This window comes from Paenibacillus sonchi (assembly GCF_016772475.1).
Lineage (GTDB): Bacteria > Bacillota > Bacilli > Paenibacillales > Paenibacillaceae > Paenibacillus_AQ > Paenibacillus_AQ sonchi.
The window spans coordinates 4,670,387-4,685,104 of the sequence record NZ_CP068595.1 but is presented as its reverse complement, the minus strand read 5'-3'; the positions used below and the strand labels follow the sequence as shown (position 1 = coordinate 4,685,104).

14 protein-coding genes and 1 pseudogene are annotated in these 14,718 nt (G+C 47.1%); 3 read left to right on the top strand and 12 right to left on the bottom strand.

The genetic code is table 11. The features are described 5' to 3' along the window. Positions 1-185: 185 nt before the first annotated feature. The 10 genes and pseudogenes from JI735_RS20715 to JI735_RS20670 all read right to left on the bottom strand — a co-directional run bounded on the left by JI735_RS20715 (position 186) and on the right by JI735_RS20670 (position 9,123). Entirely contained in the window at positions 186-716 is a 531-nt protein-coding gene (locus tag JI735_RS20715; RefSeq protein WP_051051649.1) for a flavodoxin family protein, read from the bottom strand. Positions 717-736: 20 nt separating this feature from the next. Further along, a complete protein-coding gene (locus JI735_RS20710) occupies positions 737-1,195 on the bottom strand; it encodes an FMN-binding protein (protein ID WP_039834253.1) in 459 nt (152 codons plus the stop codon). Between the two features lie 98 nt (positions 1,196-1,293). Next, positions 1,294-1,872 carry a TetR/AcrR family transcriptional regulator gene (locus JI735_RS20705; protein ID WP_039834252.1) on the bottom strand — a complete coding sequence of 193 codons (579 nt, stop codon included), beginning with the start codon at positions 1,870-1,872 and terminating at the stop codon, positions 1,294-1,296. A gap of 106 nt (positions 1,873-1,978) precedes the next feature. Then, positions 1,979-2,737, bottom strand: a complete 759-nt coding sequence (locus tag JI735_RS36995; RefSeq protein WP_202676380.1) for an APC family permease — start codon at positions 2,735-2,737, stop codon at positions 1,979-1,981. Beyond that, on the bottom strand, positions 2,656-3,285 hold the full coding sequence (locus JI735_RS36990) for an amino acid permease (RefSeq protein ID WP_202676379.1): 630 nt from the start codon (positions 3,283-3,285) through the stop codon (positions 2,656-2,658). The genes JI735_RS36995 and JI735_RS36990 overlap by 82 nt, the downstream gene beginning before the upstream one ends. Positions 3,286-3,587: 302 nt before the next feature. Beyond that, positions 3,588-4,412, bottom strand: a complete 825-nt coding sequence (gene manZ, locus JI735_RS20690) for a PTS mannose transporter subunit IID (protein WP_039834250.1) — start codon at positions 4,410-4,412, stop codon at positions 3,588-3,590. Between the two features lie 30 nt (positions 4,413-4,442). Then, on the bottom strand, positions 4,443-5,213 hold the full coding sequence (locus tag JI735_RS20685; protein ID WP_202676378.1) for a PTS mannose/fructose/sorbose transporter subunit IIC: 771 nt from the start codon (positions 5,211-5,213) through the stop codon (positions 4,443-4,445). A gap of 27 nt (positions 5,214-5,240) precedes the next feature. Then, on the bottom strand, positions 5,241-5,723 hold the full coding sequence (locus JI735_RS20680; protein WP_039834245.1) for a mannose/fructose/sorbose PTS transporter subunit IIB: 483 nt from the start codon (positions 5,721-5,723) through the stop codon (positions 5,241-5,243). 1 nt (position 5,724) lies between these two features. Next, positions 5,725-6,144 carry a PTS sugar transporter subunit IIA gene (locus JI735_RS20675; protein WP_039834244.1) on the bottom strand — a complete coding sequence of 140 codons (420 nt, stop codon included), beginning with the start codon at positions 6,142-6,144 and terminating at the stop codon, positions 5,725-5,727. A 178-nt stretch (positions 6,145-6,322) separates the two neighbouring features. Continuing rightward, positions 6,323-9,123, bottom strand: a pseudogene (locus JI735_RS20670) (sigma-54-dependent transcriptional regulator). A 207-nt stretch (positions 9,124-9,330) separates the two neighbouring features. Between JI735_RS20670 and rpoN the strand changes: the two are divergent. After that, positions 9,331-10,635 (top strand): RNA polymerase factor sigma-54, encoded by a 1,305-nt coding sequence (gene rpoN / locus JI735_RS20665; RefSeq protein ID WP_267918946.1) that lies wholly within the window; start codon positions 9,331-9,333, stop codon positions 10,633-10,635. A 96-nt stretch (positions 10,636-10,731) separates the two neighbouring features. On the opposite strand, the gene JI735_RS20660 is transcribed toward rpoN, so the two are convergent. Further along, positions 10,732-11,556 (bottom strand): Cof-type HAD-IIB family hydrolase, encoded by an 825-nt coding sequence (locus JI735_RS20660; RefSeq protein WP_039834242.1) that lies wholly within the window; start codon positions 11,554-11,556, stop codon positions 10,732-10,734. Further along, positions 11,553-12,302, bottom strand: coding sequence for a DeoR/GlpR family DNA-binding transcription regulator (locus JI735_RS20655; RefSeq protein ID WP_267919297.1), 750 nt, complete (start codon positions 12,300-12,302; stop codon positions 11,553-11,555). Before JI735_RS20655 ends, JI735_RS20660 begins: the two co-directional genes overlap by 4 nt. Positions 12,303-12,661: 359 nt before the next feature. Here JI735_RS20655 and JI735_RS20650 point away from each other — a divergent pair, with 359 nt between their 5' ends. Both JI735_RS20650 and JI735_RS20645 read left to right on the top strand, forming a co-directional pair. Beyond that, positions 12,662-13,855, top strand: a complete 1,194-nt coding sequence (locus JI735_RS20650; RefSeq protein WP_039834240.1) for a serine hydrolase domain-containing protein — start codon at positions 12,662-12,664, stop codon at positions 13,853-13,855. Then, complete coding sequence (locus JI735_RS20645) at positions 13,855-14,673, top strand: ABC transporter permease (protein ID WP_039834239.1); 819 nt, start codon at positions 13,855-13,857, stop codon at positions 14,671-14,673. Before JI735_RS20650 ends, JI735_RS20645 begins: the two co-directional genes overlap by 1 nt. Positions 14,674-14,718: the final 45 nt, after the last annotated feature.

Here is a 14,718-nt window from a genome sequence, read left to right as displayed (position 1 = left end):
TTAACGTCCTGGCACCTTCAATATTTTATCAGATATTTCTTCGTTCAACCTGCAGTTTGACCAACATTCCCATAAGTTACAATTTGGATACAACTCTGAACTCAACAAATATACCAATTAGCCGAATCCTATCCGGATCCGGCTCTGCGTTTGGTCTCTTCTTAAGATAATGCCATGAGCGTAGATTAACCCAACCGGTTGTCCTCCCTCAATTTCTTCATCATCGTATGGGTCAATGTATGAATATCGCTGTCGTTTAACCGGTAGGCGGAGGTATCTTTTCGGACAGTCTTTTCGCGATTAGGCAATAGGTCAGCTATATGCAGGTCGATAAGTACAGCGGGATCTGCACCTGCTCTTTTGCGGAGATCGCCTGTCAGCTTCGGGTTGGAGCCGTCCGCTCCACCGCTGATGGACAGGAACCCGTACCTCTGCGGATGTGACTTCAGATACTTGAGATATGCGCGGAGCGGAGCGGCCACATGGCCCATCCAAACGGGCCCGAAAAAGAGAAGCAAATCATATCTTTCCATGGTTTCCGGTGCCGGCTGTACCTGCGGTGTCCTGCTGAACATCATGTCCAGGGCAATTGAGCCCATCGTACGGGTTTTCGGTTCGGAAATTTGGATATGCTCTGCCGACAGCTCTTTGGCTACGCTCCCCGCTAAAGACTTATTGTTTCCGGTAAAAGAATACGAAATGACTGCAATGTTCATATGAATCCTCCTCTTACAAATTATTCTGACTGCGCCTGCTTTAGCGCATTTTCCAGTGCTTTAAGATGTGCTTTGGAGGTAAGCGTCGCGCCGCTGATGACATCTACCTGGAGCGATTGCGACTCTATCACATGGCCAAACAAATCAGCTATGCTTTGCCCCCTCTTCAGTTCCAACGGTTTTCCTTGTTTATCTAAAGCGCCTTTGAGTATTTGAATATCTGAGATCTGTCCCCCGCGGATGGTTACCTGAACCTTGGTATCTCTGAAATGATCCTTAGTGCCTGTGAATTGTCCCACATAAATGCCATTGCGCAGCTTTTTGAAATCTACATCTCCGAAGGTAAGCCGCCCAACTTCACGCCGCCCCGGCGCGCTAAAGAGAATTCCTCCCCCTATTAAGAGTGCAATTACGCCTAACATCATAAAAATAACGGTCCACCTTTTGGTTTTTCTTTTTCTTCCTGCAGAAATGCCCATCCACTCCCTCCTTTCTGGCTGTATTTGATCGATTTTATAAATGAATATAAGTAAATTCATTCATTTTATTCGATAAAGGAACTGCCCCCTTTGATCTGTTAGGAGCAATCCGTCAAACCCTTCATGATCAGTTCCGTCATATGGTCCAGAAGCTGCGGAAAATACTCCGGTCCAATTTCTTCCTTGTGAGTCTCTACGTTGATAATCGCGGTGAACACCATCATGATCATTTTGCTGTCGATATCACTTCGCATCTTGCCTTCAGCCTGCCACTGCTTCACAATCTCAAGAAAGCTGTCATAGAGAAAGTCAACCGACTGAGTGCCGTTTTCCTCCCGGAACAGCTGCTCAATTTTCCCAAACACGCTTTTGTTATACCATTCTTTAAGTATGGGGTTTGCAGTCATGCCTTCCATATTAAGCATCATCATTTGCCGTACTACTGTCAGCGGGCTTTGGCTCAAATCAAGAGCCTGCATACATTTTTGTTTCAGTTTGGCATTTTCTGCGAGAAAAATTTCCATAAAGAGCTTTTCCTTGGAGGAATAGTAGTTGTAAAAAGTCCCTACTGCCATTCCAGCCTTTTTGGTGATGTCCGAAACATTCGTATCTTTAAAACCTTTATCGCTAAACAGTTCTTTTGCACAATCATAAATCAGTGTTTTTTTATCTTCCACATTAAGCAGCTCCATGAATGAATAATTATTTTTTCATTCACATCATATGATCTGGATGAAGATTTGTCAATCATCAACCGCCGCCCTTAAAAGCGGCTCTGCCTTGCTACCGTTTTTGGCGGGACAGCACATAGTAGACCGGGAGTCCGGCCAGCGTAATGCCGATACCGACCAGAGAGCGCAGCGGATCACTGATGATCGTGCTGGCCAGAATATAGATTCCGCCTGCCACCCCGATTATTGGGGTAACCGGGTAGAGCGGCACACGGTAGCGTCCTTTTTCCGGCGGTATTTTTTGACGCAGAATGAATACGCCGAACACCCCCATGGTGAAGAAAATCCACAGCACAAACACCAGCAGATCGGTCAGTGTATTAAAGGTGCCGGAAAAAATATAGATGACCGCCAGCACACTTTGAAAGATAAGCGCATTGGCCGGGGTCTGGAACTTGGGATGGACGCTGCGGAGCACCCGTGAAAAAGGAATCTGGTTGTTCTCCCCCATCGCCTGAGGCACCCGCGCAGCGGTCATCAAATAACCATTCAGCGCACCGAGCACGGACACGATAATCCCTGCCGTAATAAAAGCCCCGCCGCCGCTGCCAAACAATGCCTCTGCCGCATCAGCCCCCGGAGTCGGGGAAGAAATGATCTGATCAAAAGGCAGCGCCTTGAAAACTGCAATATTAAATAACACATAAACAGCGATCACAAAGATTACCCCGATTGAAATGACTTTTGGCAGCGTCTTCGCCGGGTCTTTGATTTCTCCTGCCATATTGGTCACGCTGATCCAGCCGTCATATGCCCAAAGCGTGCCGAGGACCGCCACCCCAAAGCCTGCACCCGCCGCCGAAGTCTCCATCCCCCAAAGCCGGGTGCCAGATTCGAGAACAGGCCTACACCTACAATACCCGCTACCGGAATCAGCTTGCCAACCGTTGCAACGGTCTGGATGATTCCGCCGAATTTGGTGGCAATGACGTTCATAATCAGGATAAAAGCCAGAATAGAAACCGCCAGCAGCTTCTGCTGCCAGCCATTCAGCGGCAAAAAGTAGCCGGAATAAGTGGCAAAAGCAATTGCGAGCGCCGCTGCAGAAGCCGGATAGGAGATTACAGCCTGTACCCACCCCAGCAGATAGCCGAATACCCCGCCGTATAATTCACCCAGATAAGTGTACAGGCCTCCCGACTTAGGAATTGCAGCTGCGATTTCCGCTACGCTCAGGGCCGAAGCCAAGGTAATGATTCCTCCAATCCCCCAGGCCAAGATACTCATCCAGGGTGTACCGGCATTATTCAGCACAATACCGGGCTTCAGAAAAATCCCTGAACCGATAATCATTCCTACAACAATGGCCAAAGCTTCAAAGAATGTTACCGATTTTTTTAACGAGTTCGTAGTGTTCATAGTGAAATTTATAGTCCTTTCATCACGACATTATTGCGTATTCCCAACTGATGATATTACCATGAAATCGTGGATCTGAAAGCGAACAATTTCATTTCCAGACATCTATTGTTCAGTCTTCTCCAATTATGACTGAGCTATTACTATTCCTGTTGATTAGCCCAAAAAAAGGCCGCACATTCGGTAGAATGTTTGTACCCCTACAAACATCCGAACCGAGGCGACCTCATGAGAAAGTTACTTCATTTAATCTTGATTACATCCTGTGAGCCAAAGAGTCCAAGCGAAAACCCTGTCTGCTCCTATGCCAGTACGCCCAGCGCGTATCCGATAATGCCTACCGCAAATAAAGCAAAGATGAGAGCAATGGCATTTACTTTCTTTTTGAGCAGTTTCATGCAGAGGAAGGTTAGAAGCAGGGGCAGCAATCCCGGCATTAACTGGTCCAGAATCATTTGGACTGTAGTGATTACCTCTTTACCGTCCGTACCCGTATATTTGGACACGACAAGCGGCACATTGATGCTGGTCCATTTGGATACGAGTGCACCCATGACGAATAGCCCTAATATGGAGGCCGATTCCGTAAGCTTACGCAACCGATTGCCTGACATGTCGGACACGATCTCCGTTCCTTTTTCATACCCGTATTTCAAGCCATACCACTTGGTCGCCAGCCTGCAGACGTTGAAGAGAAGGAAGAACAGCAGGGGTCCAACAATACTGCCGGTCAGAGCAATGGATGCGCCGAGCGCTGCAAGAACCGGACGCAAGGTTCCCCAGTAAATTGGGTCCCCTACCCCGGCGAGCGGACCCATCAAACCGACTTTGACTCCGCTGATAGTAGCGTCATCAATAGGTTGGCCGTTAGCCTTCTGCTCTTCCATGGCGGCAGTGACACCCATAATCGGGGCCGAGATAAAGGGCTGTGTATTGAAGAACTCAAGATGCCTCTTTAAAGCTTCTCTTTGATCTTCTTTCTTGCTGTATAGCCGTTTGATCGCCGGGATCAAAGTGACGCAGAAGCCGATCGACTGCATTCGTTCAAAGTTGAACGACCCGAGCAGGAACCAGGACCGGAAAAACATGCTGTTCAAATCTTTTTTCGTTAATTTCTTATCTTCCATTTTATAATCCCCTCTTTCTTTAGAAACTTGCTACAGTTCATCAATTTCGCCCACCGCCACGTTCTTCGTGTTATATTTCGGATTCAACTGGATGTACAGAACGGCCAGCACCGCGCCCACAATACCAAAACCTACAAGGTTGATGCCCGTGAAGGCGGCAACGACGAAGCCAAGGAAGAAGAAAGGCATCAGATACTTGGCGGACATCATGTTGATAACCATCGCATAACCGACGACGACGATAAAGCCGCCCGCGATTTGCAATCCTCTCGTTACGACATCCGGAATCGCATTCAGCAGGTCCGTGACCAATCCCGTCTCGGCGGCTACCGCTACCAAAACAGCCGGCAGAGCAACGCGTAAACCTTGCAATAATAGCGCAATAAAGTGACATAGCTCAATTCCCTTGAAATTTGAGGATTCCGCATATTTATCCGCCAGATGCTGGAAGAACACGGTGATCGTCCGGACAAAAATCGTAAGTACCTGACCTGCGGCAGCAATCGGTATGGCGACGGCAATACCCGCACCTATTGACTGATGCCCTACAATAACCAGAATAGTTGATACTATACTGGCAAGCGCCGCGTCGGGAGCCATGGATGCGCCGACATTCATCCACCCAAGCGCCATCAGTTCCAGTGTACCGCCTAGAATAATACCCGTCTTGACATCGCCAAGGACCAGACCGATCAGGGTGCAGGCAATCAGCGGCCGATGCGTCTGCCCTTCGTCCAGCACGCTGCCCATGCCGCAAATGGCTGCAACTATCGCTACCATCACGATTTCAAAAGTACTCATATAATAACCCCTCTCTTATTTCCTTGACTATAAACCTTGAATTTTGGAAATCAGATTCACCTTAGGATCGCTGGCGACTTTTCTGATTTCCAATTCGATGCCCTTTTCATGGAGCTTGCGGAAAGCTTCGAGGTCCTGTTTGTCGACGGATACTGCTCCCGTAATCTGTTTCTTGCCTTCCTTGTAGCACATGCCGCCGACATTCACCGACTTGAATGGTACCCCACCTTCCACTACGCGAAGCACGTCCGATGGATTGGTAAACAGAAACAGCGTTTTGAAGTCAGCGTATTTCGGATTGTTATACGCCTCAATCGCTTTATCGATCGTAACGACGTAAGCATTGATTCCTGGCGGAGATACTTGAAGCAGCAAGGTTTTCCGCAATGTATCCGCTGCCACTTCATCGCTCACGGCGATTATCTTGTTGCACTTTGTTTCTTTCACCCATACCGTTGCTACTTGGCCGTGAATCAGTCTGTCGTCAATACGAACAAATGAAATTTCCATACTATAATTCCTCCTCTGTTTGAATTTCTCTAACGGTGCGGAACGATTTCATCGAATCCTGCCCTGCACGAATCGCCAGCTTCACCAGATCTTCCAATTGCTCCGTCGATCTGCTGACCAGAACGTCAACGACCATGGGGAGGTTAACTCCAGATACAATATCCATATTCTCATAGCCGGCTGCGATCCGGCTGGCTGCGTTATACGGGCTGCCGCCGAACAAATCAACTAGAAATAGAACACCGTCGCTCCATTCAATCGTACCAAGTGCTATTTTGAATTTATCTACAAGTCCGTTAACGCTTTCACCCGGTTCAAACGTAACTCCCACCACGTTCTCCAATTGACCATAGACCATCGACGTCGACCTTAGCAGTTCTTCGGAAAATCTTCCATGCGTGCCCACAATGACTCCAATCATTTTATTTTCACCCCTCAGCTCTCTATGCCCTTAGATATGCAATATCCATGCCAAACTTCTGTATCAGCCGAAAATTTTTCTTGAAACCAAAAAATCCCCGCTGCTCCAGGGATTTTTGTTCGTGGAAAAACGCTTTTTTTGTTCTAATTTGTATCTGTTATACACAAATATAAACGCTTCATACTCTTTGTTCTTTTGATGGGGTCATTTTATATACATCGCTCAGGATTTCACAAATATAATATTGCTCATCATCCGTGAGGGTCAAATTTATACCATCGGCAAATATACTGCAAGCCCGGTTTACCGCATTTAGAACATACGAATCCAGAATGCCCGTCTCGCCGCGGTATACCAGCCCGTCCTGTATGACCATCCGCTCCAGGGCCTGGGCAGTATGAATGACAATTTGGACCTTCACAGCATATTCAAAATCTGTCTGCAGCTCCCGTTCGAGCACCTCGACAAATTCCATCAGGGTCCCCAATATTTTGTGAGGATTCAGATAAGTCAAAAATTCCTTTAAGCCGTCTTCGCATAAGCTCTTAATGACCACATTTTGATCAGCCTGTGTAACGGGCAGCTCATGATGCACCAGCAGTTCTCTAAGCATTTCCTGGCCTCTTGTGTCAATCAACAGTTCCAAAGGAATGAACGGAACACTGTGGTCGCCCGGCCTTTTTACGCCTATTACGGCGAGTACGCTTTGTTTGGCCTGAAACTCTTTAACCACCTTGTCAAGCTCCCTGATTTTTGCCGGAATAACGGTAATTTTCTTCTCCGTCAGATCGTAAACGATTTTCTCGACGAATTCCTTTACCTTGACTGCGGCACCTTTGCCGGAGGAGCAGACTGTGATGATCACCTTGTTGTCCAGTACCGCTGTTAACGAAGCTTCCATGTTGTTGTAGCCTCTGAAATCCATGAGCGACCGGTAGATGTCCTCAAGCTCCATATCGAGAATGCTGGCCTTACGGACAGCCTCAAGCGTAAGCGGTGTGGAAACCATGTCGATCGTTTTGACCTTGACCCCGACCCGTTCCATAATGATCGCCTCAAAACTGAGCAGAGACCCCATATCCACCAGCATCAGTACGCCTCTGCCACAGTCAATCCCCTTAACCTTGTCGACAATAATTTCTAAAATTTCTTTCGGACTGACATTGAGCGGCATGTCAACCGCGCATATATTGGAGCTGCCGAGGAGACTGTTGACAACACCGACAATGCTGCTTGCGGTGCTATTACCGTGCGTGGCCACGATAATACCAACGTTGCCCTGCCTCTCCTCCTCCACCGATTTGAGCAGGATTGCCACGTACGTTATTTCAGCCCCCGGCACGTCAATCCCGAACCGGTACTCTATCATGTCCTTGATGGTCAAAGCCACTTTGTATTCTTCATCATGCTCGTCGACCGGATCATAGACCAGTTTGCCACCGTATTTCTTCTCTCTGATCCGCTTGAGAAAGGCGCTCAAATGAAGACTGAAGGCATAGACGAAACGTTCACTGTATTTCCGGTCTAGCTCCCGCTCGACCAGTTCTTTAACCTCTTCAGAAAATTCAAGAATTTCATTATCCACAATTTTGAGAATTCGTTCCCTGCTGCCTTTCAAGTTATAGAAACGGTTATAAAAGCTTTTAATATGGATATTGACGTCCGTAGTGATAAACTTGTTAATGTAACTGTCGTCAAGCCCCTCATCCTTAAGCAGGCTTATTTTGTCCTCAATCAGCTTGTAGAGATTGAACGGAGGCTCAAGAACATCCTCCTCCAGCAAATGGCTTCCTTCGGGTGTAATATATAGCGGGGATACAATTGCACCAAATTCTTCGATCTCTCTGCGGTTCTTTCCAAGATTGAACAACCCTTCTCTGATATTGCCCGGCAGTAGTTTGAAATCGAGTACAAGCTCCTCCCTGCTCTCGCGGATGCTGTTCAGGAACCCTTTAGCGCAAACGAGTTGAATATTTGATTTGAGCTGTCCGATATTTCCATAAGTGACACTGCCGATTAGCGCTTTGACAACCTCCGGCTCGACTCTGATCGGTTTGTTGACACGAAGGCCTTCACTCTCCAGCAAATGCTTGAGAATCTGAAACTGCTCTGCAGGCGTGCGCTCCTGAAAGGGGGAATATTGATTGTAATCGGAATACGCCGGATAAAGGTCTTGAGCATGGAAGAGGCGGGGTCTTCCGTGGTGGCCGCAACGAGCAGCACATTCGCACTGCGGTCCCGCTCGGATTCACCTAATTTATTGTAAGTATGGGTATCCATGAAATAAAAAATCATTTCCTGGCCTTCCGGCGGCAGGCGGTGAATTTCGTCCAGAAACAAGATACCCCCGTCCGCTTTCTCCACAAGCCCTTTTTTTTCTGAATCGGCCCCGGTAAATGCTCCTTTGACATGTCCAAAGATATGGGAAAGCAGCAACTGGGGATTATTGTAATAATCCGCACAGTTGAATACGATAAAGGGTGAATCGTCGGAGAACCGCTTCATATGCTTGCCGTAGTTGTACATCAGCTTGGCAAACAGTGTTTTGCCTACTCCAGTCTGTCCTACAATCAGTGTATGCAATCCTCTTGGCGGATAAAGAATCGCCGCCTTTCCCTGCTCCACCTGGTTACGCATGCTATCCTTGAAACCGATCAGGGAGTGAAAAGGGTCGACCTGTTCGCTTGGATGCAGAATCTCATCGAGGCTCTGAACCTCAATCTGCTTCTCTTTAAGCTTAGTCTGGAGAATGTACTCGACGGTTTCCTTGTGCAGAAACTTGACGGGTCTTCCCTTAATTTTGATAATATGGTCTGCCCGCAACAGCTCATTCAGCTCTTTACTCACATTATTTCTCAGCATATTCTCATGATCGGCGATCTCCGCCGCAGTAATTCCGCTGCCGTGCCGCAAATCTTCTTCAGCCATATTGCCCGTCTGCTCCGCAATGTATTCTAAAATCCTGTCGATTCTCTTCATTTGCACACCTCCAGCCTGAATCTTTTTCAAGCTAAATATAACAAACTCAATGTGCAAATGGTAACAAAAAAATGCACAAAGAACTCTTTATTTGAGCAGGAAAGTTGGTCATAATTCACGAAATGCTTTTCTATAAATATCTGATACGGGGGAATTGCTGCCATCGGTTACCCGAAAGGAGTGCTGAAGATCATAAACCAATTCAGTTTGAAACAAGAACAGCGGCTGAAACTGACGATGACGCCCGAATTACGGCAGGCCATCCAAATCTTGCAGTATTCATCGGAAGAATTGATGTGCTATCTAAGGGAACAAGCGAATGAGAATCCGGTTATCGATCTGCAGGAATATGATATATCTATCGACGGAGAGAGCAGGGAGAATTTAAAATCTAAAAGCGGGAATACGGAGGAAATGCTGGACTGGGTTGCCAAACCGCCGGATACCCTCTATGAGCATTTGAAGTCACAGCTTGGACTGGTCTGTGGCCTAACTTGCATGCAGCGGAAGACGGCGTTATATCTGATCGGCAACCTGGATGAAAAAGGCTATTTGGCAATGGACGCACTGGAGGTTGCCGGACGGATAGGCGTCAATCCGGCAGAGGTTCTGGCTATGCTCGCCCTGGTGCAGAGCTTCGAACCGGCGGGTATTGCAGCCCGCAACCTGGAGGAATGCATTCTTTTACAGCTCCGGCGCTCGGGTGCAGAGGTTGAGCTTGCCATTGCAGTGGTACAGCGTCATCTGGCGGATTTGGCGGCCAACCGGCTGCAGAGAATCGCGGATGCGCTCGGAGCCGGCATATCTGAGGTTCAGCAGATGTCCGACCGGATACGCAGGCTGAATCCGTTTCCGGGCGCGGCATTTAACCATAACGAGCACCGGTATATTATCGCGGATATTACGGTGGAGCAATCCGGCAGCGGCAAGTATCAGGTGCGGGTGAGCGATACCGGTTCGCCGCAGGTCGCGGTCAATCCGCATTACCGGCAGATGCTTCGGGCTCTTCCCAAGCAGGAGGAAGCCCGGCAATTTATTCATGACAAGTACAGTACTGCTTGCTGGCTTATCAAAAGTTTGGAGCAACGCAGGCAGACTTTGAAGCGTGTCGCCGAGGCTATCGTTGCGGTTCAGCGTGATTTTTTCGACGGTTGCAGTCATGGACTGCAACCGCTCACCCAAAAAGACATTGCAAAAAGCACCGGGCTGCATGAATCCACGATCAGCCGGGCGGTCAACAACAAATACATGCAGACGCCCCGCGGATTGTTCGAGTTGAAATACTTCTTTACTTCCGCTCTTGCATCAGCGAACGGTGAAACCGCTTCCTCGGAGAGCGCCAAAAAACGCATTCGACAGTTAATCGATGAAGAGGATAAGCGCAAACCGCTGGCCGATCAGACAATTGCGGAAACGCTGGCCAAGGAAGGTCTGGAAATTTCCCGCAGAACCGTAGCCAAATACCGGGAGGAAATGCGGTGTCTCTCTTCTGCCAAAAGAAAGCGGTTTTAACTTCCAAATACCAGGTCAGAAAACAGTCATGGCGTGTAATCGGGCCTTTTTGGCGTCAGACGCTTTCTGTTTTCAATAATACTCAACCGATGCTTGCTACTGTTCCGATGTAATCACGTACTTTTCCAAGCAATGCTTCAGTCCATCTTTGTCATTGCTTAGCGTTACATCATCTGCATAGCGTTTGACCTCATCAGGTGCATTAGCCATAGCGATTCCTAATCCGGCAAAGGATAACATATCGATATCGTTGAAATTATCACCAATCGTCATAATTTCTTCTCTTGATAAGCCTAGTCTTTCCAGAATGATTTGAATGGCTTGTGATTTGGATGCAGAGCTATCCATGATCTCTAAATAAGTTTCCTTTGACTTATAGATTGAAACACCTGTGGTTTCGTTCTTTAACGTTTGTTCAAGGTCGGTAATTTCCAGGGAATTTCCCATGCATAAAATTTTATGCGTTTGCTGATTGTTCTCCAGATAAGCGGCAAAATCTGCCTTCCTGGGGTCAGTATGAACGATTTCTTGTTCTTGAGTCACCCAATAATTCCGGGTATCACTAACCAACCACTCATTATAGCTATATAGGCTGATACTAACGGTCGGGTATCTGTCATTTACAATTTTGAGAATTTTTCTGGTTTCTTGATGGGATAAACTCGTACTGTGGATAGGTGCCATGTTCCCTTCACTGTTTTCCTCTAAAACAAGTGCCCCGCTATAACAAATAATGGGGGAATGAATGGCCAATTCCTCTTGAAGAGAAACCACTCCTCCAGGCATTCTTGCAGTAACAAGCACAAAAGGGACCCCACTTTTTACTGTCTTTTGTATCGCTTGCTTTGTCAGAGGAGTAATTTGATGGTCAGAGTTTAATAATGTTCCGTCTACATCACTAAAAACCGCTTTTATCTTCAAGACAGTTCATCTCCCTCTTCATGAGCAATTTCAATCTTTATACTATGCGCTTTCAGTATCCCCATATATTTATCCGGGGGTTCTTCATTGGTTATCAAGGTATGAATGTCCTGGAAAGAAAGTCCCTTATATGAACTGACCAGATTGAATTTATGGGAATCCGTTAAAAGAAATACTTGTTTAGCGCGCTTTGCTACCAGTTGCTTCATATAAGCATCTTCTGGGTTTGCAAAGTATATCCCGTCCTCCAAAATGGCCGCGGCCCCGAAAAACGCTTTATCAAAATAGATATCATTTAACCGGGAGGCAAGAGCAAGATCATAAAAGAAACGATTCTCATGATTAAGCTTGCCCCCGAGCAAGTGTACTTCTATTTCTTTTTGGGTTGACAAGACCACTGCATTGTCCAGTGAATGAGTATACACGGTTATATTTTTGTTGATTTGCTCACATAAAAATTTATTGGTCGTTGATACATCTATGAAACAAAGATCTCCGTTCACGATGTATTTCGAGGCTGCTCTTCCGACCATAAACTTCTGCTTCGAAGCTGTGTTCAGCCGTTCTTTGTACGCTTTTATGGCTTCTTTGAAATGAGGCAGGGCAATTCCTCCATGAGTCCGTATCGCTGCCCCTTCTTCAACCAGCTTGATGAAATCTCTTCGCACGGTATCTCTGGAAATATTCAATAGTTTGGAAATTTCATCATTTGAAGCCTTATCATAACTTTTAAGGTGTTCCAGGATCTTGACTAAACGTTCCTCCTGATAAATATAAATCCCCTCCCTTGTTTAACCATTATAAGTTATTGTGCAAGTTTTGTTAAGTGTTTTTAAGCGTTTTTTTCTTTGGACTTGTCCATGATTCAGCTAGACTTGGATACCTATGTGTTATCACCTAACGGTTGAATAATCACTCAGGCAAGTTTGGTTATAAAACAAACTTTCTATTGTAACATCCATTGTTTGGAAATACACTTAAACGTAATCGTACCAGCTAGCCATTGTCATATAAGAAGGCCCGAATAAACGAGTCATTTTGAAAGCGCTTAGATAGAGTGGTTAGCCTTGCATGGCGTAAATATTTATAAGGAGGCATATATTTTATGCTGCATACACCAGGAGTTACCGACTGTTCACCTGCAGAAGTGGGTTATGACACTTCAAGAATCGAGGTTTTGAATGCCCATTTCCAGACCCTGATCGATCAAAAAAAGATCCAGGCTGCATCTTACTGCGTTTCCAGGTATGGTAAGACATTTTTGCACGGTGCTATCGGACCGCTTTCTTTCCGGGAAGACAGAGCAGATCCGCTTATACCGACAACCGTTCATAATATCGCGTCCATTACCAAAGCCGTTACCTCAGTAGCGGTCGCCAAGCTTGTTGAGGACGGTATTCTCCGGTTTGACCTTCCTGTCAGCGCGTTCCTGGAGCAATTTAACGTGGACCCTTTTAATAAAATCGATATCTACAGCCTTCTGACCCATACCTCGGGTATGTTTCCCGACTGTGCGGGCAGCTTAATTCCCTATCATAAATCTTATTGGCAATTAATCGGTGAATATTTCGAAAGGTATAACCCTGAGAGTGGTGATCCGGACTGGATCACAGCCGCGCTGAGCTGCGGGGTCAATAAAAAAGTCGGCGAGGAATGGCAGTACTGCTCATTCGGCTTCTGCCTGCTCGGAGAAATTATTAAAAAGGTGACCGGCGTAACCGCTGAGCAGTACATAGAAGAGCAAATCCTGAAGCCCCTTGGCATGAAGGATACCGTTTGGGGACTGACTCCGGAGCTAGCCAGACGCGCCATTATAAGAAACGAGAGGCATGAGAAGCGGCTGAACGATCTAATTAACGGTAATCAGCCTGAAGACTCGCAGATGGAGAAGCTGTGGGATACAGTCTCCAGCACCGGCGGAGGCCTGGCCTCTACGCCAGCCGACCTCATCCGGTTCGCCAACATGCTCCTGGGCATGGGAACACTGCACGATACGCGCATTATCGGCCGTAAAGCGGTCGAGAAAATCACAACACGCACCCTATACGGGGTTCCCGATTACTGCTGGGGTAACGATGTCAGCGACCGGAGCTACGGCATTGGTCTGGATATGAGAAGAGGCCCTGCCTTCCTCTATTCAGATACCAGCTATTTTCATGAAGGCGCAGGAGCCTGCTGCATGGCCATCGACCCTACAGAGCAGCTCGCCGCCGTATGGTTTGTGCCTTTCACCGAAGATAATTGGTACGCAGAGGCATTGTATAATGTGACCAATATCATTTGGTCAGGGCTCATCTGATGAACAGCCTTAAACAAAAATGGCTTATTTGCCGGACGGTAGCGGACGTGACCTACAAAGAGTGGAGTGCTTACCGCTCTCATTCCATGGTTTCCATTATCGTCGGTCCTGTATATTTTATGGTGCAATATTTCATCTGGACGGCGGTATACGGAGATCATTCCTCGCTCGGCGGGATTGAGCTTCCCCAGATGATCCGCTACTTCGGTGCTACTGCGCTTATCGGTTACCTGACCATGGATTTTGCCGATTGGAACTTGTCCATGCTTGTGCGCACCGGTAAATTTCTCACCTTTCATTTACGCCCGATTCATCACCGTTCGTTCGCATTATTTCAGAAAATCGGACACCGGTCTTTGGGCTTCCTGTTTGAATTTTTGCCCTGCCTTTTGATCTTCATTTTTATTTTTGGAGTCGATATGCGGCCGGCAAGCTTTCCATGGACAATTCTGTCGGTGCTGCTTGCTTTTCTGATGAATTTTTATGTGAACTACACAATTGGCCTGACTTCCTTTTGGCTTGTCCAATCGGGCGGGATTCGAAACGCATTTATGTTGGTGTCGGGTATTTTTTCAGGAGCGCTTATTCCGCTTGACTTCTTTCCGCACTGGCTTCAGATGATCCAGTTCTTCCTGCCGTTTCAGTACTTAGCCTACCTGCCCGCAATGGTTTTCACCGGCCATTATTCGCTTGGAGGCCTTGAGCTATCCAGTGAGCAAGCGGTAGGCATACAGGCGGTAGCAATGTTGGTTACACTTGGATTCAACGAGTTTGTTCGCCGTCTGGCCATGAAGCAGTTTACCGCTGTCGGCGCGTGAAAGACCCCATGAAAGGACAGTTCTTTACATGAAACGGTATATGGA

What these genes read in the sequence shown, in the direction of transcription:
- JI735_RS20715 (WP_051051649.1), bottom strand. Translation starts at nt 716, where the DNA reads ATGAACATTGCAGTCATTTCGTATTCTTTTACCGGAAACAATAAGTCT.
- JI735_RS20710 (WP_039834253.1), bottom strand. Translation starts at nt 1,195, where the DNA reads ATGGGCATTTCTGCAGGAAGAAAAAGAAAAACCAAAAGGTGGACCGTT.
- JI735_RS36995 (WP_202676380.1), bottom strand. Translation starts at nt 2,737, where the DNA reads ATGGAGACTTCGGCGGCGGGTGCAGGCTTTGGGGTGGCGGTCCTCGGC.
- JI735_RS36990 (WP_202676379.1), bottom strand. Translation starts at nt 3,285, where the DNA reads ATGAACACTACGAACTCGTTAAAAAAATCGGTAACATTCTTTGAAGCT.
- manZ (WP_039834250.1), bottom strand. Translation starts at nt 4,412, where the DNA reads ATGGAAGATAAGAAATTAACGAAAAAAGATTTGAACAGCATGTTTTTC.
- JI735_RS20685 (WP_202676378.1), bottom strand. Translation starts at nt 5,213, where the DNA reads ATGAGTACTTTTGAAATCGTGATGGTAGCGATAGTTGCAGCCATTTGC.
- JI735_RS20680 (WP_039834245.1), bottom strand. Translation starts at nt 5,723, where the DNA reads ATGGAAATTTCATTTGTTCGTATTGACGACAGACTGATTCACGGCCAA.
- JI735_RS20675 (WP_039834244.1), bottom strand. Translation starts at nt 6,144, where the DNA reads ATGATTGGAGTCATTGTGGGCACGCATGGAAGATTTTCCGAAGAACTG.
- JI735_RS20650 (WP_039834240.1), top strand. Translation starts at nt 12,662, where the DNA reads ATGCTGCATACACCAGGAGTTACCGACTGTTCACCTGCAGAAGTGGGT.
- JI735_RS20645 (WP_039834239.1), top strand. Translation starts at nt 13,855, where the DNA reads ATGAACAGCCTTAAACAAAAATGGCTTATTTGCCGGACGGTAGCGGAC.